Here is a 23,678-nt window from a genome sequence, read left to right as displayed (position 1 = left end):
CTAGGCCCGTCCGGCCATATAGGCGCGCCAGCCGCCCAGGGCCGTGATGTCCTCCGCGCCGGTCACCGCGCGCGGTTCCGCGACGAAGCCCTTGACGCTGCTGCCGTCGGCCAGCGTCACCGTGCCGATCGCGAGCGGCGCGGGCACTTCGGCCACGAAACTTCCGAATTCGGCCACGCCCAGCTCATAGACCTCCAGCGCGATCGGCCCGCCATCCTCGCTGTGCACCAGCGCAGGCTTGGGCGGCACGCTGTTCGCCATGGCGTAGAGGCGGTAGGTCGGCGCCGTTTCAAAGGCGCCGATAAACTTCGCCTCGCGCGATGTCAGTTGCCAGTGAAGCGGCATGTCCTTGAGATGGGCGCCCACGACGGCGAGTTTCACGGTCTGCATTTTGCCCTCCAGATCAAGCGGGGGTTGGGAAAGAAGATCGGCTTCGGCAAGATAGGCGTCCGCCGCGTCGAGCAGGGCGCGGTCGCTGTCGGCCGGGCCGATCAGGGTGATGCCGAACCCGGTGCCGTTGGCCCTGGCGCCGGCTGGAACGGCCACGGCGGCCATGTCGAGCAGGTTCACGAAATTGGTGTAATAGCCAAGGGCGCTGTTGAGCGCGACCGGCGCGGCAAGCAGTTCGGCGACGCGGAAGATGGTGCCCGCGGTCGGAAAGGCCATCAGGTCGATGCCGGCCCATTGCAGGTCGGCGTGCCGTTTGAGTTCGGCCAGGCGATAGATGCCGTTGAACAGTTCGACAGCGCTGATCGCCAGTCCGGGTTCCACGACCTCCCGCACGGTCGGGTCGATCGCATCGGGATCGTCGGCGAGGAGCGTCGCCAGGGCGGCGGCCCGCTCCGCAACCCAGGGGCCGCCATAGAGAAGCTGCGCCGCTTCGAGAAGCGGGGCGATGTCGATCTCCACCACGTCGGCCAGCCCCGCCAGCCGCTGCAATGCGCGATCGTACAGATATTCCGATTCCGCGTCGCCGAACCAGGCGCGCTGGTCCCGGCGGGGCACGCCGATGGTCCCGCACCGGCGCGGAAGGTCCGCCAGCGGCTTCGAATAGGGGTCCGCCGGATCGAAGCCGGCGATTACCCCGTCGAGCAGGCGGGCGTCGGCGGTGTCGCCGGTGAAGACGGTGATGCAGTCGAGCGTGCGGCAGGCGGGCACCAGCCCGTTATTGCTCCATCGCCCCTTGCTCGGCTTGAACCCGACCAGATGCTGGAAGGCGGCGGGCACGCGGCCCGAACCGGCGGTGTCCGTGCCCAGCGCGAAGGGGACCAGCCCGGCGGCCACCGCCACCGAGGAACCGGAGCTGGACCCGCCGCTGACATAGGCGAGGTGATAGGCGTTGCGCGGACTGCCATAGGGGCTGCGCGTGCCGTTGAGGCCGGTCGCGAACTGGTCCAGATTGGTCTTGCCGACGCAGATCGCGCCGGCAGCGGTCAGGCGTTCGACGACCGTCGCCGACCGTTCGGGACGATAGGCGAAGGCCGGGCAGGCCGCGGTCGTTTCGAACCCCGCAGCGTCGATATTGTCCTTGACCGCGAAGGGAACGCCGGCCAGCGGCAGATCCTCCCCCGCGGCGAGGCGGGCGTCGACGGACCTTGCGGCGCCGATCAGATCATCCGGCGTCGCGCGGCCGATCCAGATCTGCGGCTGCACGGCATCATAGGCGGCCAGCCGGGCGACCGTCTCCTCCATCACGGCGACCGCGCTGGTCCGGCCTGCCCTGACGGCCTCGGCGATCGTCGCCGCGCTGCGCCGGTCGAGCGCGATCATGCCACGGCCCTCAGCGCCAGCATCGGCGCGCCGGGCTGCAGGGCCTGCCGCTCCTGCACATAGATTGCCGCGACCGTGCCCGTGGCGGGGCTTTGCACCGCGCATTCCATCTTCATCGCCTCTATGACGGCGATCGTGTCGCCCGCCTTCACTTCGTCGCCCACCGCGACCAGCAATTTCCAGATGCTGCCGCCAAAGGGCGTTTCGACCAGATCGGCGCCGTCCGGAACGTCGATGGCGTCCGGCCCGGCGACGTCGGCCTCCGTCAGGCTGGTGACGCGGTCGAACTCCCCGTTCCTTTGCCATTCGGCGCGCTCCTCATCGAAGGCGGCCTGGCGGCGCGCCTCGAACGCGGCGATGGCGTCGGCATTCCCGGCCAGGAAGGCGCGATAGTCGGCCAGCCGGAACTCCGACGGCTCGATCCGGATGGAGCGCCGCCCGCTGGGGAAATCGCGGCGCCATTCGGCCAGTTCTTCCGCGCTGACCGGATAGAAGCGGATCTGGTCGAAGAAGCGCAGCAACCATGGCTTCCCCTCGACGAAGACGTCGGTCTGGCGATGCGTGTTCCACACCTGGATGGTGCGGCCGAACAGTTGATAGCCGCCCGGCCCTTCCATCCCGTAGATGCACATATAGGCGCCGCCGATGCCCACGACATTGGGCGGCGTCCAGGTGCGCGCCGGATTGTACTTGGTGGTGACGAGCCGGTGCCGGGGATCGACCGGGGTGGCGACCGGCGCGCCCAGATAGACGTCGCCCAGCCCCAGGACGAGGTAGTTCGCCTCGAAGATCAGCCGCTCCACCGCCGCCGCGTCGGGAAGGCCGTTGACCCGGCGGATGAATTCGATGTTGTCGGGGCACCATGGCGCGTCTGCGCGCACGCCGCCCATATATTTCTCGATCGTCTCTATCGTCGCGGGATCGCGCCAGCTGAGCGGCATATGGACGATGCGGGAGGGAATGGTGAAATCCTCAAGGTCGCCGAGGCGCTCCTCCGCGGAGATCAGCGCCGCCAGCGCGGCGCGCTGGTCCAGTTGCTCGCCGTCGAAATGCAGTTGCAGCGATCGGATGCCCGGAACGACATCGACGATGCCGGGCAAAGCCAGCCGTTCCAGCTCCGTCATCAGCGCGTGGACCCGTATCCGAAGCTCTATGTCGAGCACGATGGGACCATATTCGACCAGGATGTTGCGATCGCCCTGCTGGCGGTAGACGGTGCGGGGGCGGCCAGGCCCTTCCGGAATCCGGGCGAGGATGGGCGAGAGCATCTCGATCGGCCGCACCGGGGCGGCATCCTCCACCGATCCGGAGGCGACCAGCCGCCGTTGCAGCGCGTCCGCCACGGCGGCATCGTCGATATTGACGGGGGCGAAACGCAGCTTGTCGCCCGGCGCAAGCTGGCCGATTTTCCAACGGTCGGCCGCGATCACCACGAAGGGGCAGACGAAACCGCCGAGCGAAGGGCCGTCCGGGCCAAGGATGATCGGCATGTCGCCGGTGAAGTCGACGGCGCCGATGGCATAGGGATTGTCGTGGATGTTGGACGGGTGCAATCCCGCCTCGCCCCCGTCGGCGCGGGCCCATTGCGGCTTGGGTCCGATCAGGCGGACGCCGGTGCGATTGCTGTTGTAGTGGACCTGCCATTCGGCCGCGACGATGGCCTCTATATCGGCGTCGGTGAAGAAATCCGGCGCGCCATGGGGACCATAGAGGACGCGCAGGGTCCATCGCGTCGAAAGATCCGGCATGTCGGCGGAGGCGAGCGGCGCGTCCGTTCGATCGCCCGCCAGGTGCAGGGTGTCGCCCGCCAGCAGCCGGCGAGCGGCATGCCCGCCGAACTGGCCCAGTTCGAAGGTGCTGCGGCTGCCGAGATAGGGCGCGATGTCGAGGCCGCCGGCGAACAGGATATAGCCGCGCAGGCCGCCGCCCGACGCGCGGCCGAGGGCAAGCGTCTGCCCGGCCTCCACGTCGACCGCCGCGCCCCTTTGAACCGGCTGTCCATCCAGCGTCGCCCCGAAATCGGCGCCCGTGAGGCAGATGCGCGCCGGCGCGGCGAAATCCAGCGTCGGGCCGGTCACCGTGACCTCCAGCCCGGCGGTGCCCTCCGGATTTCCCAGCAGCCGGTTGCCGATGCGGAAGGATTGATCGTCCATCGGACCCGAAGGCGGAACGCCGACCGCCCATAATTTCTGTCGGCCCGGCCAGTCCTGGACGGTGGTGGCCGTGCCGCCGCTGACCACGCGGATGCTGGAGGGGTTGGAAACGACGCCTTCGAGAGCGCGGGTGGACACTTCGCCGCTGACGAAGGCGTCGGACCGGACCACGTCGCGCAGCCAGCGCAGGTTGGTCTCCATGCCGTCGACCCGGCTCCGGTCGAGCGCGGCCTGCATTTTCCCGATCGCCTCGTCGCGGGTCGGGGCGTGGACGATCAGCTTGGCCAGCATGGGATCGTACCAGATGCTGACCTCGCTGCCCGCCATGCACCAGGTTTCGGCGCGGATGTCGGCAGGGAACTGAACCGCCGTCAGCGTCCCCGATGTCGGGCGATAGTCGAGCGCCGGATCTTCGGCATAGAGCCGCACCTCCACCGAATGGCCGCGCTGCTGGGGCGGATCGGCATCGAGGAAGGCGAAATCGCCCGCGCCGCCGCGGATCATCCATTCGACCAGGTCGATGCCCATCACCTCTTCGGTGACGCCATGTTCGACCTGAAGGCGCGTGTTCATCTCCAGGAAGAAGAATTGCTGGCGTTCGGCGTCGTAGAGGAACTCGACCGTCCCGGCGGAACGGTAGCGGGCGGCCTGGCCCAGCCGCGTGGCGGCGGCGATCAGGTCGCGGCGGACGGCGGGCGGCAACAGGGGCGCGGGCGATTCCTCGACCACCTTCTGGTTGCGGCGCTGGAGCGAACAGTCGCGCTCCCCCAGCGGCATGACGCGGCCTTCGCCGTCGCCGAACAGCTGGACTTCGATGTGGCGGGCGCGGCGGATATAGCGTTCCAGGAAGATGCCGGCGTCGCCGAAATTGCTCTGCCCCTGGCGGGCCACCGCGGCAAAGCCTTCCCGGACGTCGCCTTCATCCTCGCAGATGCGCATGCCGATGCCGCCGCCGCCGGCCGTCGCCTTCAGGATCACGGGGAAGCCGATCGCCCGCGCCGCGGCGGCGGCTTCCTCTTCGTCGGTGAGCAGGTCGGTGCCGGGCGCCAGCGGCACGCCGTGGGCCGCCGCCAGGGCGCGCGCGCTGTGTTTCAGGCCGAAGGTGCGGATATTGTCCGGCGTCGGCCCGATGAAGACGATGCCGGCGGCGGCGCAGGCTTCGGCAAACTCCACATTTTCGGCAAGGAAGCCGTAGCCCGGATGGATCGCGCCCGCGCCCGTGGCGCGGGCGGCATCCAATATGGCGTCGATGTTGAGATAGCTGTCCGACGCCCGCGCCGGGCCGATGCAGACCGCCTCGTCCGCCTGCGCGACGTGCAGGGAATTTTCGTCCGCCTCCGAATAGACCGCGACCGAGCGCAGGCCCATGCGCCGCAAGGTGCGGATGATGCGCGTGGCGATGGCGCCGCGATTGGCGATGAGGACCGTATCGAAGCTCATGCGGTCACGATCATGCGGACGGGGGTGGGGTTGAAGCCGTTGCAGGGATTGTTGATCTGCGGGCAGTTCGACACGACGACGATCACGTCCATTTCCGCCCTGAGGTCCACGGTCAGGCCGGGGGCGGAGATGCCGTCGACGATGCCCAGGGAACCGTCTTCCTCCACCGGCACGTTCATGAAGAAGTTGATGTTGGAAACGATGTCGCGCTTGCCCCGGCCCTCCCGCAGATTGGCCTCCAGGAAATTTTCGACGCAGGCATGTTCGGCCTTGGTGTGATGGCCGTAGCGCAGCGTGTTGGACTCGCACGAACAGGCGCCGCCGATGGTGTCGTGATAATCGACCGACGTCGCGACGATCGTCATCATCGCGCGCCCCTCATTGGACCGCAGCACCGTGCCCGCCCGCAGGAACAGGTTGCCCTGCGCGGCGACGGTATCCTGCGCGCTGTAGCGTTCGGCGTCGTCCGCCGCCGAATAGAGGAGGAAGTCGACGGCCTGGTTGCCTTCCAGGTCGACGATGCGCAGCGTCTGCCCGGCATCGACATGGTGCAGCCAGGGCGCCCGGGCGGGCACGACGACATCGTGGACGATGGCCCCCGAAAGGCCCGACAGATGGGGATCAAAGCTCATGCGGCAACCTGTTCATTCCTGTGCATCCTCAACCGGGCCGTTTGCGGTCGTCGACCCGGAAAATGCGGCATCAAGGGACAGAGCCTTTTCGCTCGAAGCGAAATCGCTCTAGCGGCGGTAATAATCTTCGACATTCTGGAAGGCGCGAAGCCCCTCCGGCGTCGCATTGCGGATGGCGTCGTCCTCCGGCGTGACGGGACCGCGCCAGGCGGTGGCGCGCAGCGGCGTCACGGTCCAGCTTTCCCGCGGGTCCAGGACATGCGGGCAGTTGGCGAGGACCAGGATCACGTCCATCTCTGCGCGCAGCACGACGCTGCGGCCCGGCGCGAAGGGCCCGATCAGCGGCGTGATCGCGCCGTCCGCCTCGATCTTCGCGCCCTTGAACAGCGTCACGCAGGGATGGACGTCGCGCCGCTGCAACCCGTGCTTCGCCGCGCCCAGCAGGAATCGGTCGCGCCCGTTGGGACAGGGTCCGCTATTGGCGCCGTCGCCGTATCGGGCGGCGTTGGTCGCGGCGTTGGACGTTCCGCAGAAACTGTCATGCGTGCCCGCATCATCCTCCAGAAAGCTCATGAGCACCCGGCCCATGTCCGACAGCAGCAGCTTGCCCTCGCCCAGATAGGCGTTCCATTGCACCTTCACCGTGTCGGCGACGTTGAGCCGCTCGGTCGGCATCTCCGCGTTGAACAACAGGATGGAGGCGCAGGCGTCGCCCTTAAGGTCGATCAGGCGCAGGCGCGCGCCTCGCGGCAGCCGGCGCGTGGCGTAGCCGCCGGCCGCGACGGTCTCTTCCCACAGCAGATCCCCGGCAGGCACGCCGTCGGGAAGGTCGTCCGCCATCGGCGGCAACAGGGGCATGGCCTCGACCACCGTCCCCGCCATGCTGCGGGCGTGATCGCGGGCCGCCAGGGGATTGGCGAGGGATTCGGTCATGCGGCATTTCCTTTCCGGCCGCCGGCTTCCTGCTCATAGAGCGGCGGCAACAGGGCGGTGGTCGTGACGAGTTGGAGCTGGTGGACGCCCCGGACCCGGCGCAGCGCGTCGCACAGTTCCTTCAGCAGCGACGCAGGCCCCTGCACCAGCAGCACTTCGAGCGACTGGTCCCCTTCCAGGAACACATGCTGGGACGAGATCACCTCTTTCAGATAATCCGCCTGGGTCTGGGCGAGTTGATGCCGCACGCGCCCCCGGTCGCCGCGATAGACGATCGTGATGGTGCCGGCGAGCATCTCGTCCGGACGGGTGAAGGCCTCATGCTCGGCGAGCGCGTGGCGGATCAGCTCGGCAATGAGCTGGGACCGGGACGGCAGCCCGCGTTCCTCCACCATGGCGTCGAGCTGCCGGAACAGGTCGCTCGGCAGGCTCATGCTGAGCCGCGCCAGAGTCCCGGTGTCGCTACTCATGCTCCGTCCTTTCCTCTTCCTTCCGTTCGCTCTCGTCCGGAGCGTCGGCCTGTTCGCTCGCCTCCGCGTCGATGCGGTTGCGCAGCGGCAGGTCGTAGACCGCGGTCGCGCCGAACCGATGGGGCGCGTGCGGGTCATGACGGCGCTTGTCGAGCGCGAGCACCCGCGTGCCCAGCGAGAAGGCCTCCCGGATGTCATGGGTCACCATGATGATGGTCAGCGAATAGTCGCGCCACAGCCGCGTGATCAGCGCGTGCATGTCCGCGCGGATGCCGGGGTCGAGCGCGCCGAACGGCTCGTCGAGCAGCAGGATGCGGGGACGCTTGATCAGGGCCTGGGCGATGGCGAGGCGCTGCTGCATGCCGCCCGACATCTGCGCGGGGTAGAGATGCAAGGAATCGCCCAGGCCGACGGCGGCCAGCATCTGCTCCGCATCGGCCATGGCGGCGCGGCGCGCATGGCCGAACAGGCGCGCCATGAAGGGCGCCTGGGCGCATTCGAGCCCGAAGATCGTGTTCTGCAAGGCGGAAAGGTGCGGGAATACCGAATAGCGCTGGAAAACGACGCCGCGATCGGGTCCGCATTCCGGCGTCAGCGGCATCCCGTCGAGCGATATGGTCCCGCGCGCGGGCGCTTCCTGGCCCAGGACGACGCGCAGAAGGCTGCTCTTGCCCGCGCCCGAAGGCCCTATGATCGATACGAAGGAGCCTGCCTCGATGTCGAGATTCACCCTCTCCAGGACGATCTTGTCGCCATATTCGACCCAGATGTCGCGAAGGGACAGCAGCGCGCTCAATGCCGCGCTCCATGCGCCCAGGGGTAAAGCCGCCGGCTGGCGAGCGTGAGCGCCGCGTCCATCAGGATCGCCAGGATCGCGATCCAGGCGACATAGGGGATGATCACGTCCATGGAAAGATAGCGGCGGACCAGGAATATCCGGTAGCCAAGGCCCACGTCCGACGCGATCGCCTCGGCGGAGATCAGGAACACCCAGGCGGGGCCTAGCGACAGGCGGACCGCGTGCAGCAGGCGCGGCATGGCCTGCGGCAAAGCGACGCGGATCATGATCTGCCAGGAACTCGCGCCCAGCGTCTGCGCCTTGATGACCTGCTCGCGCGGCAGATCCGCCACATGGGCGGCGATGTCGCGCATCATGACCGGCGCGATGCCGATCACGATCAGGGCGACCTTTGCCGTTTCGCCCAGGCCCAGCGCGATGAACAATATCGGCAGCAGGGCGATCGGCGGGATGACCGCGACCGCCGTCACCAAAGGCCCGAAGGTGGCGCGCACCGGCGGCAGGACGCCCAGCACGAGCCCCATCAGCAGCGCCGACAGCGTGGCGATGCCAAGGCCAAGGCCCAGGCGCTGGAGGCTGGCAAGCGTGTCGGCCCAGAAGACGAACTGATTGGTGAGCGGGTCCGCCCGAAAGAGCAGCGCCGCCATCGCTTCGGCCATGCTGCCGGGAAGCGGCAGGATCTTGTCCAGCGGGTTGGCGGCATGGCGCTGCGCCGCGACGATCAGGTAGAGCAGCACCAGCAGCAGGATCGGCAGCGATCCCCAGCCTATCCGCTGCCTCCGGCGCACATGTCGGTTCACCCAACGCATGGTCACATCACTTTCGACAGGATCGAACGAAGGCGATCAGAGCTTCCCGTCCGCCGCCAGCTTCATGAAGCTGTCGTCGAACCGCAGCGTCACCCGCTGGGGATCGCCCAGCGTCTTGCCGCCGGGAAAGGCTATGCCCACCGCATCGGCCGACGAGGCGCCCTTGAACAGGCCCTTGGAGAAGCTGAAGTCGCGAACCTGGGTCATGGTCTTCACCAGCGCCGGGTCCACGGTCGCGGCGACGGCCGCCTTGGGGTCGGCGTAGAGATGCGTGGTCGACAACTGGCCGTCGAAACTTTCGGGCGTGGCGCCCGACAGCTTCGCCATGGCCGCCCGCGCCGCCTTGCCCTCTGCATCCTGGCGCTGCATCAGCGCCACCGTTTCATACCAGATGCCGGTCAGCGCCTTGCCGAGATCGGGATTGGCCCGGAGCGTCGCGGTGTCGACCGCCAGCAGGTCCAGGATTTCGCCGGGAATCTGGGCGGAACTGAACAGTTGCTTCACGCCCGGCTGCGCCTTCATCACCGAAAGCTGCGGATTCCAGGCGACCGCCGCGGTGGCGCCGGGACTGCCGAAGGCGCCCACTATGTCCGCGTCGGACGTGTTCACCGTCCTGACGTCGGTGGGCTTCAGGCCCGCAATCTCCAGTCCCCGGGCCAGCAGATAGTGCGATACGGAAAGTTCGACCAGATAGACCTGTCGTCCCTTGATCGCGGCAAGTCGATCCGCCCCCTTCAGCAAGATGCCGTCATTGCCGTTCGAATAGTCGCCGACGATGATAGCGCTCGTATCCTTTCCGCCGGCGGCCGGAATGGTGAGCGCATCCATGTTCGTGACGGTCACGCCGTCGAACTTGCCGGCCGTATATTGATTGATCGATTCGACATAGTCGTTGACCTGGACGACATTGATCTTGATGCCGTATTTATCGGCCCATTTCTTCACGATCCCGGCCTGCTGCGCATAGGGCCAGGGCATCCATCCGGCGTAGATCGACCAGCCGATGCTGAACTCCTTGCGGTGCGCGGCGGCGGGATCGGGCGCCTTCGAACAGGATGCGAGCATGAGCGCCCCGGCAATCGCCGCGACCCTGCCTGCCTTGCCAATCAGCCTGATCATGATTCGATCCCCTTTCGCGATGCAGCATCGCTGCGCTGCATCGGCTTGTCCATAGAAAAATATTACGAGCTTTAAAATGAGTAATAACGAAGGCCTGCGCGGCGCGGCGGCCGAAGCGGGCCGCAAATCGACCGCGCCGAAAAGGCGGGCTGAGACATGCCCGTGGGCATCCTGCTGTATTTGGCGGGTTTCGGGCCGCGCCCTGCCCCGCCGCGGTCACGCCGTCGTCATGCCTGCCCGATTCGCGAATCGGAGCCTTGCGAAGGCGCGTGCCATCGCCCCTTTGCGACATGCCGCGGGACGGCGGCGCCATGGCGCGCAGCGTTCAATCGACCGAAATCAGCCGCTTAATGCGATGCAGCACGCATCGCCGTTCATACTGAGCAGGTGCGGAATTATTACGCTTGACGCGTTAGGTAATATCCATACCGTATCATATGTCGTTCGCCCGAACGACGGAACGAAAGGGTCGAACTGCCGGCATGCGCCGGTTCAAAGCGAGGGTGCGTGGATCGAACGCGGTTCAGCGATGGGGCAATTCCGGGCCATGTGCAGCCCGTATCCCCCGCGCCGCAGCCATTTTCGATATTCCGCGCCGCCCGCGAAATGTTCGGGAAAGTGATCGGCGCGCTTTCGCCAGGCCATGAACGGTCCGTCGAGAATAGCGGCGGCGCAAGGGAATATGACGACGATCGGTCCTGCGGCCGACGATCCGCGTGACAAGACGCCGGCCCGGCCAGAGCGTCAATGAGGAAGGATGTCACTCAAGGCTCAACGGCAAGGGGGTCGGAGAGACTATGAAATTGCTACGCAATACGTTGCTGGGCGCGACCATGTTGATGGGCGTCGGGACCAATATGGCTTTCGCGCAAGATGCCGCGGAAAATGACGCAAGCGACGACCGCAACGAGATCGTGGTCACGGCCACCCGTCGCGCGGTCAGCATCCAGGACGTGCCGATCAACATCAGCGCCCTGGGAGCGGAGCAAATCGCCAAGCAGCGGATCGACGACGTGCGCGATCTCGCCGATTTCACGCCCGGCATGACCATTTCCGACACCGGGCCGGGTTCGACCGGAACGATCGTGCTGCGCGGCCTCAACGCGTCGGACATGGACAGCACGGGCGACTCCTATGACAGCGCCATCGGCGTATATCTGGGCGAGGTTCCCCTCTATTACGACTTCAAAATGCTCGATATCGCGCGCGTCGAAACGCTGCTGGGTCCGCAGGGCACGCTCTACGGCCTGGGCACGCTGGCCGGCGCCATCCGCAACATTCCCAACCGCCCGGACACGACGAACTTCGCCAGCGAGGCGCATGGCCGCCTCTACGCCAAGGACCATAGCGGCAGGGCCGGCTATCAGTTGGACGGCGTCATCAATATCCCGATATTCCAGGACCATGTCGCCTTCCGGTCGGCCACGGGCTATTTCTACGATCCCGGCTTCATCGATTCCCCCCTGCTGTTGCAGCAGCCCGGCGTATCGCTGCCGCAGCCCAGCGGTCCCGGCGGCGTGTCCGCCGCGGATTATGCCGCGAATCTGAAAAGGCAGGACGACGTCAATTTCGAAAAGACCTTCACCACGCGCAACCAGTTGCTGGTGCGGTTCAGCGAGGATCTGCAGGCCAATTTCACCTACGCCTATCAGCAGACAAAGACCGACGGCGGCCAGTATAACAGCAACGGCGTTCTGGGGACGGGCAAATATGAAAATGGCGCCCGCTACCTGGAACCCGTGAAGCGGCGCGCGCATCTTGGCAGCATGGAAATCAACGCGAACCTGGCCGACATCGCCGATCTGGTCGCGACGACTGCCTATACCGACGTCAAGAACGAGACGCAGAGCGACAATACCGACCTGCTGCTCGACCTGGACTATGGCTATGAGACGTTTCCGGCCTTTTCCAGTTGGAACGAGTCCGTCGACCGCCGCAAGCAGTTCAACCAGGAAGTCCGCTTCGTTTCGCGTCACGGCGGCCCGTTCAGTTGGGTTCTGGGCGGATTCTTCAACCGGCAGAAGCTGCATCGCGACTATATCGAGCATGTGCCGAACCATCCCTGGGTGGAATTCGGAACCCAGCCCAATCCGGACGAGGTCGAATATGCGTCCTATGTGAAGTCGAAAGTGACGGAGAAGGCGATCTTCGGCGAGGGCACCTTCAGGGTGACGCCGAACTGGCAGCTTACGGCGGGCGCCCGTTATTTCGGATATACGTCCAAGGTCGCGGGCGCGCTCGTGGTGCCGTTGATCGGCGATCCGGTCAGCCCCTATGACCTGCCGTCGGCCGGGGGCACGGCGAAGAAAAGCGGCTGGGTGTGGAAGTTCAACAGCTCCTATAATTTCACGACCGACATCATGCTCTACGCCACATACAGCAAGGGCTATCGCATCGGCGGCCCGAACAGCGTCGCCCCCTGCCCCAATCCCCTGCCGAACGATCCGGACGGCGACAATATCAACAATACCCAGTTGCCCTGCGGCCTGCCGAACGAAGTCCAATATGGCCCGGATACCACCAAGAATGCGGAGATCGGCATCCGCACCCAATGGTTCGACCGCAAGCTGACGTTCAATTTCAACGTCTTCCAGATCAAATGGGACGGCATTCAGCTTGCTTCGGCCACGCTGAACGGGATCGTCGGCATCACCGTGAACGGCGGCAAGGGGGAGTCCGAAGGCTTTGAAACGTCATTCCAGGTGAGGCCGGTCGACGGTTTGTCGATCCAGGGCACCTATTCCTACACCGATGCGAAATTGACCCAGGATGTGCTGGAAAACATACCCGTCAACGATCCGGCGGGCAGCTATCCCAGCGTGCCGATCAAGCTGGACGCGCTGTCGGGCGACCGCCTGCCCGGTTCGGCGAAGAACAGCGGCAGCCTGGGCGCGACCTATACCATGCCGTTCAAGGACGGCAGCATCGTTGCCGACTGGACGGCGACCTATCGCGGAAATGTCGTGACGCGGCTCGGCTGGGATCGCGCCTTCGGCGACAAGCTGCCCAGCTATGTGCTGCATCGCGCCTCGCTGACCTATGAGACCGACCGATACAGTGTCGGCCTTTTCGCCAACAATATCTTCGACAAATATGCGGTGTCCTCGGTCGCCAACGACCGATCCCGCGTTGGATTGAATGACGGCGTGCTGCTGCGTTACTATAAGCGGACAGTCATCAATCCGCGAACCTTCGGCATCGAAGCGCGGTTCAAATATTGAACCTGGAGAAAGATCGGGACGCATTCCGGAAAGGATTGCGTCCCGTTTCAGGAATAGGAACCCGATTACCGACCTGGGTCGGACAGCATTGGGGCATGCGCGACCTGGACATGACGAAGATGATCCGGACGACGCAGCGACAGGGAGGCGGGACATGATGGCGCGCGGCACTGCGGTCCTTCGATCGGCCAGCCTGGCCGGAATCCTGCTGGCGATCATGCTTCTTCCCGGCCAGCCGCCCGTTTCGGCCAAGGAGGCAGCGCGGTCGAAGCTGTTTGCGGAAGGATGGATCGACGGAACCCTGCCGCAGGAGCCGGAAGTCCAGGTGCAGGCGCTGGACCGGGACAGTTTCGTCATCCGCCAGTCGGTGAAGACCAATTTCGAGGCGCCGTTCCTCTATCTGCTCCTGGGCCGCGAAAAGGCGCTGCTGGTCGACACCGGCGCGGAGGGCGGGCGCATCAGGCCCGTCGTGGACCGGCTGCTGGCGCAATGGTCCGCCGCGCATGGACGCGCCGCCATTCCGCTCGTCGTGGCGCACAGCCATAGCCATGGCGATCATGTCGCGGGCGACAAGGCCTTTCGCGACCGGCCGGACACGACGGTCATCGGGCTTGAACCGCAGGACGTGGCCCGCTTCTTCGGCATCGCGCGCTGGCCCGACGCCCTGGCCTCCTTCGACCTTGGCGGCCGCGTCCTCACCATCATCCCCGCGCCGGGCCATCAGGCCGCGGCGATCATGATCTACGATCCGAAGCTGAAGCTGAAGATCCTGCTGTCAGGCGACACGCTCTATCCCGGCCGCCTCTATGTGCCGGTGAATTTCCTGGCCGACAATCGCGCCAGCGTCGACCGGGTGGCGGCTTTCGCGGCCCGGCATCCGATCCGGGCCGTCCTGGGCGCGCATATCGAAATGACGCGGGCGCCCGGCCGGGATTATCCGCACGAAGCCCCGGCGCATCCGGACGAGCATCTGCTGGAATTGCCGGCTGCGAGCATCGCCGGGTTGCGGACCGGCCTCAAGGCCGCTCTCGACGTGCCCGATCGGCCGCAGGTGCATGACGACTTCATCATCTATCCCGTCGCCCCGCGTCCCAATTGAGATTGGCGCCCAATTGAGATTGCGATCGCCCGAACCGAAGGCTCTATGCGCCCAGCAATCTCTTCCTGAACAGCGACCGGACCAGCTTGCCTTCCAGCACGCGCCCGATGCCGTAGAGGGCGGCGAAGATCGCGGCGAAGACATAGGCCGCCTTGGGAGAGGGCTTCTTGTCATCCTCCCCGGACTTGCCGGCCTTGTCCTTCTTCGGCTTTTCGGGGGCGGGGGCGCCCAGGAACTTGTCGATCGGATGTTGCGGCAGGCTCGCATCCTTCTTCTCGGGCTTTTTCTCCGCCGCATGGGCCGTCGCCTTTTCGATCTTCCCGACGGCGATCGTCAGTTGCGCGAAGCCCAGGAAAAGCAGCGGCGCCAGAAAGCAGAACAGCAAGGCCCGGCTGCTGAGGCGATAGTGCAGCACGAGCCCGGCCGCGCCTTTCCTGACCTGGAGGACGCCGCTGTCGAAAATCGACATCTTGTCCTGGGCCGCCTGGCCTTTCTTCCGGAAGGTCAGCGTGTCGTCCATCCTGTCATGGCTGGTGCCCGGCTCATGGAACAGGGGGTCGAGCCTGCCGAAGGCGTCGTCGCCCGATTGACCGGGCGCAAGCGGCAGGCTGCCCCGGATGTGCCAGATCCAGTCGATGAAGCGGCGGTTCACGGGGTTTCCCTTCAAAGGCGCCAAGCCCGGATCATTCGGCCGGTTGGGCGATCGGCCCGTCGGCGCGCGCCCTGCCGAAGCGTTCCTTCATGGTCCTCCAACCCTCCGTGAAGGGATAGGTCATCGTTTCGGCGATCGACATCTTGCGCCCGCCCTCCATGCCCAGCAGTTCCGCCTCCCCGTCCACGCAGGTGCCGAAGATGCGGTCGATGACGATCCATGTGCTCGCATAATTGCTGCGGGTGGCTTCATAATCCTGCGAATGGTGCATGCTGTGATGTTCCGTCGTGTTGAACAGGAAGCGCCACCAGCGCGGAGAGTTGAAGCGGACATTGATGTGCTGATAGGTTCCGACCGCCAGGCCCAATGTGCCGGCGAGCAGGGCGGCGCGGGGCAGGAAGTCGAAGAAGCCGCCAATGCCGATGCCGATCAGGAACAGTTCGACGGGATTGCCCACCGCGCCCTTGTTGACGTTCAACTGGGTGATGTAGTGGTGCGGCGCATGGGTCAGCCACAGCGGATACCAGTTGTGCATTCCGCGATGCATCCAATATTGGCCGAAATCGAAGATGAACGAGATCAGGAACGCCTGCAACAGCAGGGGCAGGCCGGTGAACCAGGCCAGCTTGTCCCAGTCGAAACCATGCTGCACGGCTTCGATCACGGCATCGCTGCCGATATATCGTTCCACCAGGTCGAGCAGCGTATAGCCTAGCCCGACATAGAAAAGATCGCTGGCCAGCTCCTTCCAGGTCAGGCGCCAGCTTTCATGGCGCGGGTTGACCCACTCCAGCGCCAGCAGCAGAATCTTGAAGCCGATGCCGATGCCGATGGCGGTCGACGCCTTCGCGATGGAATTGGGGGCATAATACCAGAAGGCGATCAGCGCGAACAACATGGTCGGCTGGAACCAGGTGAAGACGAACCGCTTGACCGGCCCGCCCTGCACCCTGGGTATGTTTTCCCACCCCACGGTGACGGGCGCCTGGGCGCCTATGATCCTTTTGCCGACGCGAACTCCGTCCATACCGCCCTCACATAGCTGCCCGGCCATTGCGGGCCCGTACGGCGCGCCCAAGGACGAGGACGGTGTCCAGACCCATGCGCATGACGTCCATGCACGTTCGCGAAAGCACCCCCATCACGCCAGAGGGCATTCCGCTATATATCCCATAGACCAGGTCTATGCCCCTCGCCCGGCACTGGACGGCCCGCGATACGCGGCCGAGCCTGGTCGACCGCGCCCAGATGGACCATCCGGTCGCTTTTTCCTCGCTTCAGCGATCCCCTGCCGCCTGGGTCGCGGACGGCGGCCGGACCAGCGCATCGATCTGTTCGTTCAGCGCCGCAATGGCGTAATCGATGCGATCGCTCTTGCTGATCGCGCGCTCGATCACGGCCCGCCCTTCGCCGAAGCCCGCCAGGCTGGCGATCATCAGCGCCGCGCGCACGCCGGCTTCGGTGGGGGTCAGGCGCCCGCCCGCCGCGCGCTCCACAAGCACCGCCGCGAATTCGATGCCCGGCCCCCAGAGCCTGTCATAGAGCAGGTCGAAGGCAGGGCCGCGATTGGCCATTTCGCGCTGGATGAACAGGTTGCGGTTCACCGCGTCGCTGGACGCGAGAAGGAAGCCGGCCAGCGCCGCCATCAGCCCCTTCAGCCTTTCTCCGATGACCGCCGGGGGAAGGCCCGCATCCAGCGCCGCCTGCGCCTCCACGGCCGCCGGGTTCAACGCCTGGGAATATTGGCCGGCGATATGTTGGGCGCAGGCCAGGTAAAGCCCCTCCTTGCTGCCGAAATAATAAGTGAGCGCGGGCAGGTTCACTCCGGCCCGCGTGGCGATCTGCCGCGTCGTCACCCTTTCGAAGCCGTCCGGGCCAAAGCAGTCGAGCGCCGCCTCCAGCAGACGCGCGCGCGTCTGCTCGCCCTTGGCATAGCCCCCTTCCGATGGACGAAGCGGCGGCTGGGTGGAAGGCTTCATGATCGCTCCGGCATAATTATTATCGCTTGATATAAATATATCACATGAGACATATCTTCTCCGGTCCGGTCCATGGCGACATTGGCGACGCCGGACATGTTAGCGGACAGCCGGAGATGCAAATGGAAATGATCGTGCCGGAGGCGGCCCTGATAGGAAGCGCGAAGCCGGGCGCGCTGCTGCGCCGCAGTTCGCTGGCGCTGGTCGCCACCGCGTGGGCCAGCGGCATGGTGTTCGGCGCCTATATCCTGCTGTTCTTCGGCGGATCGGCGCTTGGCGGGCTGGCCGATCGGTGGAACGGGGCGCTTCGCGGGCTTCACGACCCGGCCCTTCCCTTGGCGGTGATCGCCATCGGCCTTCATTTCGCGGCCGGAGGCATATTGCTGCTGCTGGGACCGATCCAACTGATCGGTCCGGTGCGGCGCGCGGTTCCCCGCCTCCACCGCTGGCTCGGCCGCCTCTATGTCGGCGCGGCCGCGCTGGCGGGCGTCGGCGGGCTGGGCTTCATCATCGTCAAGGGGACGATCGGCGGGCCGCTGATGGACGTCGGCTTCGGCATTTACGGCGCGCTGATGATCCTGTGCGCCGAACGGGCGTTCACCCTGGCCCGGCAGCGCCGGTTCGACGCCCATCGCGCATGGGCCATCCGCCTTTTCGCGCTGACCGTGGGATCGTGGCTCTACCGCATGGAATATGCGCTCTGGTATCTTGCCATGGGCGATCTGGGGACGAACCATTTTCGCGGCTGGTTCGACGCCATCATGATGTTCTTCTTCTATGTCCCCAATCTGCTGGTCGCGGAATTCTTCATCCGGGCGAGGGACGGGGGCACGCATGGGAAAGGGGAAATTCCCGCCGCGCTCGCGCTGATCGCGGCCTCTCTCTTCATCGCGGTCGCGACCTGGTTCTTCACCGTCTCGATCTGGGGTCCGGGCATGGCGAAGGGGATGGAGGGACTGGCGGCCTGACTTCAGGGCGCGGTTCCGACCACCAGCCTGAAATGAGCGCCCCGGTCGGACGGGAGCAGGCGAAGCTCGCCATGATAGGCGTCCAGCAGCGAGCGGGCTATGGCAAGGCCGAGGCCCGTGCCGCCCTCCTCCCGCTTGCTGGTGAAGAACAGGTCGAAGACGCGGCCGCGGTCCCCCGGCGGGATGCCGGGGCCGTCATCGGCAAAGTCGATCCATGCCGCGCCCTGATGCAGCGCCACGCCGATGTCCAGCCGCGACGCGCCCGCCTGCCGCGCATTTTCCGCGAGAGTGGTCAGCACGGCTTCCAGCGCCCCCGCGTCCACCGTCAAATCAGGCATATGCTGCGGCAGATGGAGGTCGATGGCGAAGCCGTCCGCGCTCAGCGCATCCGCCACCGACACCAGCACCGGCGCGGCGTCGGTCCGCGCATCGCTCTCGCCCACCAGCACGTCGGCGCGGGCCAGCTCCATCAGCCGCCGCACAAGGCGCGACAGTCGCTGGGCATCGGCCGCCATGTTGGCGAGGAAGCGTCGCCGGTCGGCCGGCGCCATGTCGGCCCCATGATCCTGCAACAATTCTATCGCGCCGGAAATCCCGGCCAGCGGCGTCTTGAATTCATGACTGACGGAGGAGGCGAAGTCGCGCAGATAGCGGGACCGCTTCCCGATGCTCTCGGCCATCTGCTCGAAATCGCGGTAGAGCGCCTGGATTTCCACCACCTGCAAGGACGGATGGCGCGGCGCTACCCGGCGGCCCAGCGCCAATTCCCGCGTGGCGCGGCTCAGGCTTTCGATGGGGCGGACGATGGCGCGGGACAATATGGCCGACAGCAGCACCAGCATCAGGAAGATCGCCACCACGCCCAGCGCGATCTTCCCCCGGTCCTCATACAGGCCCAGGAACAGCGCGCGCGGCGAACGCGACACCAGCAGCGCGCCGACCACCCGGCCGTCGACGCTGATCGGCCGCGCATGGTGCAGGCGGATGCCCGCCGCCCGGCTCAGCCATTCCAGCGGATAATGGGCGGTCACGCCCTCATTTTCCCGCAGCACCGTCACCGCCCTGCCCGCCAGCGCCGCCCTGATCTCCGGCAGCGCGGCCAGGCTGCGCCCCCCTTCCCGGCCGTTCAGCACCACCCCGCGCCGGTCGAGCATCAGGATGGAGGACAGGGTCGTGACCTTCGTCTCGGCGAAGGCGGGCATCATCCGCCGGGCGATTTCCACGGCGGCGCCATCCGGCCGCTCCCGCGTCGGGACTGCGCGGGGGCGCGGCGGCAATATGGGGGAGGAACGCAGGTCCACCTCCGTCATCCGGTCATGATAGCGCATCGGCGCGGCGGACGGGGCCGGACGGTCGGCCATGCCCCTGCCCACCACCGCCGCGCCCGCCGCCAGCGCCGCGCCCTGCGCCACCAGTTCCGCCTCGGTCCGCCGCACCAGCGCATTTTCATAGACCCGCAGGAAGATCGCCCCGAAGCCCGGCAGCGCCGCCACGAACAGCAGGGTGCAGAGCAGGATCGTGCGCAACCGCAGCACCGGCCAGTGCCGGGCGATCCGCGCCTTCAGCCCCGCGATCATGCAGGAGGCGCCGTCCCGCTGCATCCGCCCAGCCGATAGCCGATGCCCGGCCGCGTCTCTATGATGTCGAAGCCGCCGACATCCGCGAATTTGCGGCGCAGGTTGCGGATATGGCTGTCCACCGTCCGGTCGGTCAGCGCGAAGCCCGGTCCCCGGAACCTGTCGATGATCTGGTCGCGGGAAAAGATGCGCGACGGCATGGCCAGCAGGGTGCGCAATATGGTGAATTCCGTCACCGTCAGGCTGACCTCCGCCCCGCCCCAATGCGCGGACCAGCTTTCCGTGTCCAGCGACAGGCGGCCGTGCCGGATCGCGCCGATCGCCTCCACCGCCGGGGGCCGCGCGGAGGCGCGGCGCAGGATCGCCATGGACCGCGCCACCACCTCCCGCGGGGAAAAGGGCTTCACCACATAATCGTCGCCGCCCAATTCTATGCCCAGCACCCGGTCGATCTCGTCATCGCGGGACGACAGGAAGAAGATCGGCACGTCGTCATGCGCCCGCAGCCTGCGGCACACCTCCAGCCCGTCCATGCGCGGCATGTTGATGTCCAGGATGACGAGGTCGGGCGCATGCCGCTCCACCGCCGCCAGCGCCGCCTCGCCATCGGCCGCCTCGATCGTCTCCAGCCCCGCCTTGCCGAAGGCGAAGACGAGCAGTTGGCGGATATGGGGGTCGTCGTCGACGATCAGGATCGTGCTGGGCATGGGGCATAGGATCATTTCCCCCGCTCCCCTGTCAACGCGGGAAGCGTGGACCGGGGCCGCACGGGCCTTCCCGCGCAGTCCCTCTGCCCCAATGTCAGGGCCGCGGGCGCGGCGCCGGACAGCATCGCCCGCGCTTGGTCCCGCCGCCTCTGCCCCGTCCAGGTCCAGCGCCGGTCCAGTTCCGCCTCCAGCCCGGCATGAATCCGCAGCCTCACCGCCTGCACCCGCTCCCGGAATTCGGGCTGCAGGCCGGGCCGCCGCTCCAGCGAGAGCAGGGGCAGCAGCGCCGAATCCCCCAGTCCGCCCAGATAGCAGAGGTCCAGCGCGACGCCCCGCCCGCCGACTTCCCGCGCATGACGCACATTCCATTGCGCCGCAACCGCCCCCAGGTCGATGAAGCAGATGACGGCCAGCACCAGCCCCGCCGCCGCCAGATTGACGTTGACCAGCCACGCCGCGCTCCGCTCGCGCAGCAGCCGCCAGCAGATCGCCGCCAGCCCGAATCCGACCAGCGCCATCCAGACCAGCGCCGCGATCCGCAGCCGGGTCATCGAATAGGCGTCGATATAATCCGCCGTGCGCAGCATGGAGGAGGCGACGAGAAAGATATTCTGCCCGATCCACAGCATCACCAGCCTGCGGATCGACCCCGTCCGCGCCGTTTCCGATCCGGGCCGCAGCGTCACCAGCACGAACAGCGCCGCCAGCAATGCGGTCGCGATCAGCGGATAGGCGCCCCGATGGGCATAGTCCGCCATGGTCATGCCCTGCGGCATCGGCGCCCAGCCCCAGAGCCAGGCCGCGTCCATCAGATTCTGGAGCGCGAAGATCAGGTTGAAGACGGTCAGCGACAGCGTCACCGAAGCGACCGACACGCCGGGCAGCGCCCAATCGCCCCGCCCGCTGAAACCGGGCAGAAGCACGCGCGCCAGGCGCGGCCGCAACAGGCCCCAGATCATCGCGAACAGCAGCGCCCAGAAGGCCAGCCGCGCCATCAGTTCAGGCGACAGGTCCGGCAGCAGCAGGGAGGAGAAGAAGCGCTCGATCAACGGATTGGCCGCCGAAAACAGCGTCAATATCACCGCGCTTCCCGCCACCGGCAGGGTCAGCGTGCCCAGCGCCGCATGCAGGCTCCAGCGCCCGGCGCGACCCGCCGCGCGCAGCTTCAACAGGCGCTTCAGGTCGATCAGCGGCCCGAACGGCGCCCGCAGCCCCAGCCAGACCAGCCGCTGGAACCAGCGCCACCCATCGTCGAAGCGCGCCGTCGCCGGGATCAGCGCGGCCACGCCCGCCGCCGTCCAGAACAGCAGCCACGCCAGCAGGCTGGCGTCGTAGATCAGCGCGAGCGCGAACAGCGCCGCCGCCGCCATCGCCGCCCAGGCCCGCCGGTCGCGCCGCAGCACGGGCCGCCCGGCCAGCAGCGCCAGCAGCACGGCCAGCGCGAACAGGCCCAGATAGCCGCCATGAAGATGCCGCTGGTAGAACAGCCAGTCCCCGATCCCGACGATCAGCAAGGCGGGCGCCAGCTTCCAGCGAAAGCGCGCGAGCAAAGGCAAGGACGGCGGCACGGCAGAGGAAACCATCGATCTATCTCCCTGAATTTCAGGGCAGAATGCGGCCTTCCCAAGCAGATCGGCAGGCAGCGGCGATCAATAATCGGCGCAGTTCCAGTGCAGGAAATATGCAGGCCGCAGCGGAAAGGGCGGAATTCCGCCGCAGAGGCGCGGCGCGACATCGCCCGGCCGATCCGTTCCGCGATCCGGTTCCGGGCCTCCAATCTGCGGGAGATCACCGAAAGCGCGCTCATGAAGCATCGCTCGCCCACGATCCGCAACCCGGATGGAGCCTATCCGATTTGCCGATGTTCCGGATCGCGCCGGCCGTCGCTATCGTCCGACCGGGGATTTCCCTTCCGATCCGATGAGGGCGTCGTCGTGCGGCAGCGTCGGGCCTCGTCGGATCACGCAGAAAATTTCGATAATGCGCGAGCCCATGAGAGGATGAAGCCAATGACCGTGAAATCGACCCCCATCTTGCTGGTGGGCAGCGTCCCGCTGAGGGATGAAGCCGAAGTGTTCGCGGAGGTGGCCGGCATATTGGGCGAACGCGTCGCCGCGATCCCCGACGGCGAAACGGGGGCGCGGACGAACTGGATCAACTGGCAGAAATCCGTGATGGACCAGGCGCCGATGATCGAGCGACGGCAGCATGTCGACGGCTATGGAGCGGTCCAGGTCGATCTCTATTCGGAGAAGAAGGACCATGCGGGCGAACGGGCGTTTCCGCCGCTCGGCTATGCAAGGGCCGCGCTGGCTTCCTACGCCACGTTCAGGGCGATGAAGGAGGAGGGCCGGATCGCGCCCGGAACCCGTTTCCAGGTGGCGCTGCCGACGCCGTTCGCCCCCATGATGTCGTTCATCGAACCGGGCAGCTTCCATCGCGTCGAGCCGCTTTACGTCGCGGCCATGCATCGCGAACTGGACGAGATCCTCTCCGCGATCCCGCATGAGGAACTGGCGGTGCAGTGGGACGCGGCCCTGGAATTCGCGGTGCTGGAGGGCGTGTTTCCAGCGCCCGTCACGGATTTCCGGTCCCTGGTCGGCCGCATGGTGGAGCTTGGCTCATGGGTGCCGGACGCCGTCGCCATGGGTTTCCACCTCTGCTATGGCGACGCCAATCACAAGCATTTCAAGGATCCCGACAGCACCAGCCTGATGGTGCAGGTCATGAACGACCTTGCCCGGCGGGTCGTCCGCACCATCGACTGGTTCCACCTGCCGGTGCCGATCGCGCGCGACGACGACGCCTATTTCAAGCCGCTGTCGGTGCTCAAGACATCGCCGGACACGCAAATCTACCTGGGCCTGGCGCATGTCCGCGACGGCAGGGAAGGCGCGCTGCGCCGCGCGACGAGCGCCAGGAAGTTCATCAAGGGCTTCGGCATCGCCACCGAATGCGGCCTGGGCCGTCGCCCGTCGGAGACCATCGTCCCGCTCCTGCGCATGCAGGTCGAGATTGCCGAAGCGATCGACGGTCTCGACGCATAATCCCATCCGCGGCCGAAAGTGAAGGCCCCGGACGCGCAAGCCGCGTCCGGGGCCTTTCCCATATTCAGGCGCCGCCGCAATCCGGATCGCGGATTCGCGGAATCCGGCCTGCGTTCTACACAGCATCCCACAGTCGATTTATCACCGGGCGACAAGTCCTGGAGCTTCAACGCCTGTCGCGGAACATGCGCGACCGGGTCGATATGGACATGAATACTCGTGCGCCATTGCACGGATCGGCGGAACACAAGTCTTCGTGGTTCCGACGCAAGATCATATTGAACAAGATAAGTCGATGGAAAG

18 protein-coding genes are annotated in these 23,678 nt (G+C 66.4%); 4 read left to right on the top strand and 14 right to left on the bottom strand.

The window, feature by feature from the left end; all coding sequences use genetic code 11:
• The 8 genes from atzF to Sj15T_RS18020 all read right to left on the bottom strand — a co-directional run bounded on the left by atzF (position 1) and on the right by Sj15T_RS18020 (position 10,125).
• Complete coding sequence (gene atzF / locus Sj15T_RS18055) at positions 1 to 1,770, bottom strand: allophanate hydrolase (RefSeq protein ID WP_013053727.1); 1,770 nt, start codon at positions 1,768 to 1,770, stop codon at positions 1 to 3.
• Positions 1,767 to 5,363: an urea carboxylase gene (gene uca, locus Sj15T_RS18050; protein WP_013053726.1), complete on the bottom strand. Its 3,597-nt coding sequence runs from the start codon at positions 5,361 to 5,363 to the stop codon at positions 1,767 to 1,769. Before uca ends, atzF begins: the two co-directional genes overlap by 4 nt.
• A complete protein-coding gene (locus tag Sj15T_RS18045) occupies positions 5,360 to 5,995 on the bottom strand; it encodes an urea amidolyase associated protein UAAP2 (protein WP_013053725.1) in 636 nt (211 codons plus the stop codon). Before Sj15T_RS18045 ends, uca begins: the two co-directional genes overlap by 4 nt.
• 108 nt (positions 5,996 to 6,103) lie before the next feature.
• A complete protein-coding gene (locus Sj15T_RS18040) occupies positions 6,104 to 6,928 on the bottom strand; it encodes an urea amidolyase associated protein UAAP1 (protein ID WP_013053724.1) in 825 nt (274 codons plus the stop codon).
• A complete protein-coding gene (locus Sj15T_RS18035) occupies positions 6,925 to 7,398 on the bottom strand; it encodes a CopG family ribbon-helix-helix protein (RefSeq protein ID WP_013053723.1) in 474 nt (157 codons plus the stop codon). Before Sj15T_RS18035 ends, Sj15T_RS18040 begins: the two co-directional genes overlap by 4 nt.
• Positions 7,391 to 8,194, bottom strand: coding sequence for an ABC transporter ATP-binding protein (locus Sj15T_RS18030; protein ID WP_013053722.1), 804 nt, complete (start codon positions 8,192 to 8,194; stop codon positions 7,391 to 7,393). The genes Sj15T_RS18035 and Sj15T_RS18030 overlap by 8 nt, the downstream gene beginning before the upstream one ends.
• A complete protein-coding gene (locus Sj15T_RS18025; protein ID WP_013053721.1) occupies positions 8,191 to 9,006 on the bottom strand; it encodes an ABC transporter permease in 816 nt (271 codons plus the stop codon). Before Sj15T_RS18025 ends, Sj15T_RS18030 begins: the two co-directional genes overlap by 4 nt.
• A gap of 36 nt (positions 9,007 to 9,042) precedes the next feature.
• Positions 9,043 to 10,125: a putative urea ABC transporter substrate-binding protein gene (locus Sj15T_RS18020; RefSeq protein ID WP_013053720.1), complete on the bottom strand. Its 1,083-nt coding sequence runs from the start codon at positions 10,123 to 10,125 to the stop codon at positions 9,043 to 9,045.
• A 797-nt stretch (positions 10,126 to 10,922) separates the two neighbouring features.
• Between Sj15T_RS18020 and Sj15T_RS18015 the strand changes: the two genes are divergently transcribed.
• Together Sj15T_RS18015 and Sj15T_RS18010 are read left to right on the top strand one after the other, a co-directional pair.
• Positions 10,923 to 13,346, top strand: a complete 2,424-nt coding sequence (locus Sj15T_RS18015) for a TonB-dependent receptor (protein WP_013053718.1) — start codon at positions 10,923 to 10,925, stop codon at positions 13,344 to 13,346.
• Positions 13,347 to 13,500: 154 nt separating this feature from the next.
• Positions 13,501 to 14,445, top strand: coding sequence for an MBL fold metallo-hydrolase (locus Sj15T_RS18010; RefSeq protein ID WP_013053717.1), 945 nt, complete (start codon positions 13,501 to 13,503; stop codon positions 14,443 to 14,445).
• Positions 14,446 to 14,488: 43 nt separating this feature from the next.
• Here the strand turns inward: Sj15T_RS18010 and Sj15T_RS18005 are convergent, their stop codons facing one another.
• From Sj15T_RS18005 to Sj15T_RS17995, 3 genes are all read right to left on the bottom strand, one after another.
• Positions 14,489 to 15,097 (bottom strand): hypothetical protein, encoded by a 609-nt coding sequence (locus Sj15T_RS18005; RefSeq protein ID WP_013053716.1) that lies wholly within the window; start codon positions 15,095 to 15,097, stop codon positions 14,489 to 14,491.
• A gap of 31 nt (positions 15,098 to 15,128) precedes the next feature.
• The gene (locus Sj15T_RS18000) at positions 15,129 to 16,124 is read right to left on the bottom strand and encodes a sterol desaturase family protein (RefSeq protein ID WP_013053715.1); all 996 of its coding nucleotides are present in this window, start codon (positions 16,122 to 16,124) and stop codon (positions 15,129 to 15,131) included.
• Positions 16,125 to 16,374: 250 nt separating this feature from the next.
• The gene (locus tag Sj15T_RS17995; protein WP_013053714.1) at positions 16,375 to 17,076 is read right to left on the bottom strand and encodes a CerR family C-terminal domain-containing protein; all 702 of its coding nucleotides are present in this window, start codon (positions 17,074 to 17,076) and stop codon (positions 16,375 to 16,377) included.
• 122 nt (positions 17,077 to 17,198) lie between these two features.
• On the opposite strand from Sj15T_RS17995, the gene Sj15T_RS17990 reads away from it, so the two are divergent.
• A complete protein-coding gene (locus Sj15T_RS17990) occupies positions 17,199 to 18,044 on the top strand; it encodes a DUF2306 domain-containing protein (protein ID WP_041386889.1) in 846 nt (281 codons plus the stop codon).
• 2 nt (positions 18,045 to 18,046) lie between these two features.
• Here Sj15T_RS17990 and Sj15T_RS17985 read toward each other — a convergent pair whose 3' ends face one another.
• From Sj15T_RS17985 to Sj15T_RS17975, 3 genes are read right to left on the bottom strand one after another with little or no spacing between them, the layout of a single operon-like run.
• Entirely contained in the window at positions 18,047 to 19,621 is a 1,575-nt protein-coding gene (locus Sj15T_RS17985; RefSeq protein ID WP_253720756.1) for a HAMP domain-containing sensor histidine kinase, read from the bottom strand.
• Positions 19,618 to 20,328: a response regulator transcription factor gene (locus Sj15T_RS17980; RefSeq protein WP_013053711.1), complete on the bottom strand. Its 711-nt coding sequence runs from the start codon at positions 20,326 to 20,328 to the stop codon at positions 19,618 to 19,620. The genes Sj15T_RS17985 and Sj15T_RS17980 overlap by 4 nt, the downstream gene beginning before the upstream one ends.
• Positions 20,329 to 20,339: 11 nt before the next feature.
• Complete coding sequence (locus Sj15T_RS17975) at positions 20,340 to 21,911, bottom strand: DUF4173 domain-containing protein (protein ID WP_013053710.1); 1,572 nt, start codon at positions 21,909 to 21,911, stop codon at positions 20,340 to 20,342.
• 426 nt (positions 21,912 to 22,337) lie between these two features.
• On the opposite strand from Sj15T_RS17975, the gene Sj15T_RS17970 reads away from it, so the two are divergent.
• Positions 22,338 to 23,375, top strand: a complete 1,038-nt coding sequence (locus Sj15T_RS17970) for a hypothetical protein (protein WP_253720754.1) — start codon at positions 22,338 to 22,340, stop codon at positions 23,373 to 23,375.
• The last annotated feature ends 303 nt before the right edge of the window (positions 23,376 to 23,678 follow it).

The sequence above is a fragment of the Sphingobium sp. TA15 genome (genome assembly GCF_037101235.1).
GTDB classification, from domain to species: Bacteria; Pseudomonadota; Alphaproteobacteria; order Sphingomonadales; family Sphingomonadaceae; genus Sphingobium; species Sphingobium indicum.
Note: the sequence above shows the minus strand (reverse complement) of the source record. Positions and strands in the feature narration are given on the sequence as shown.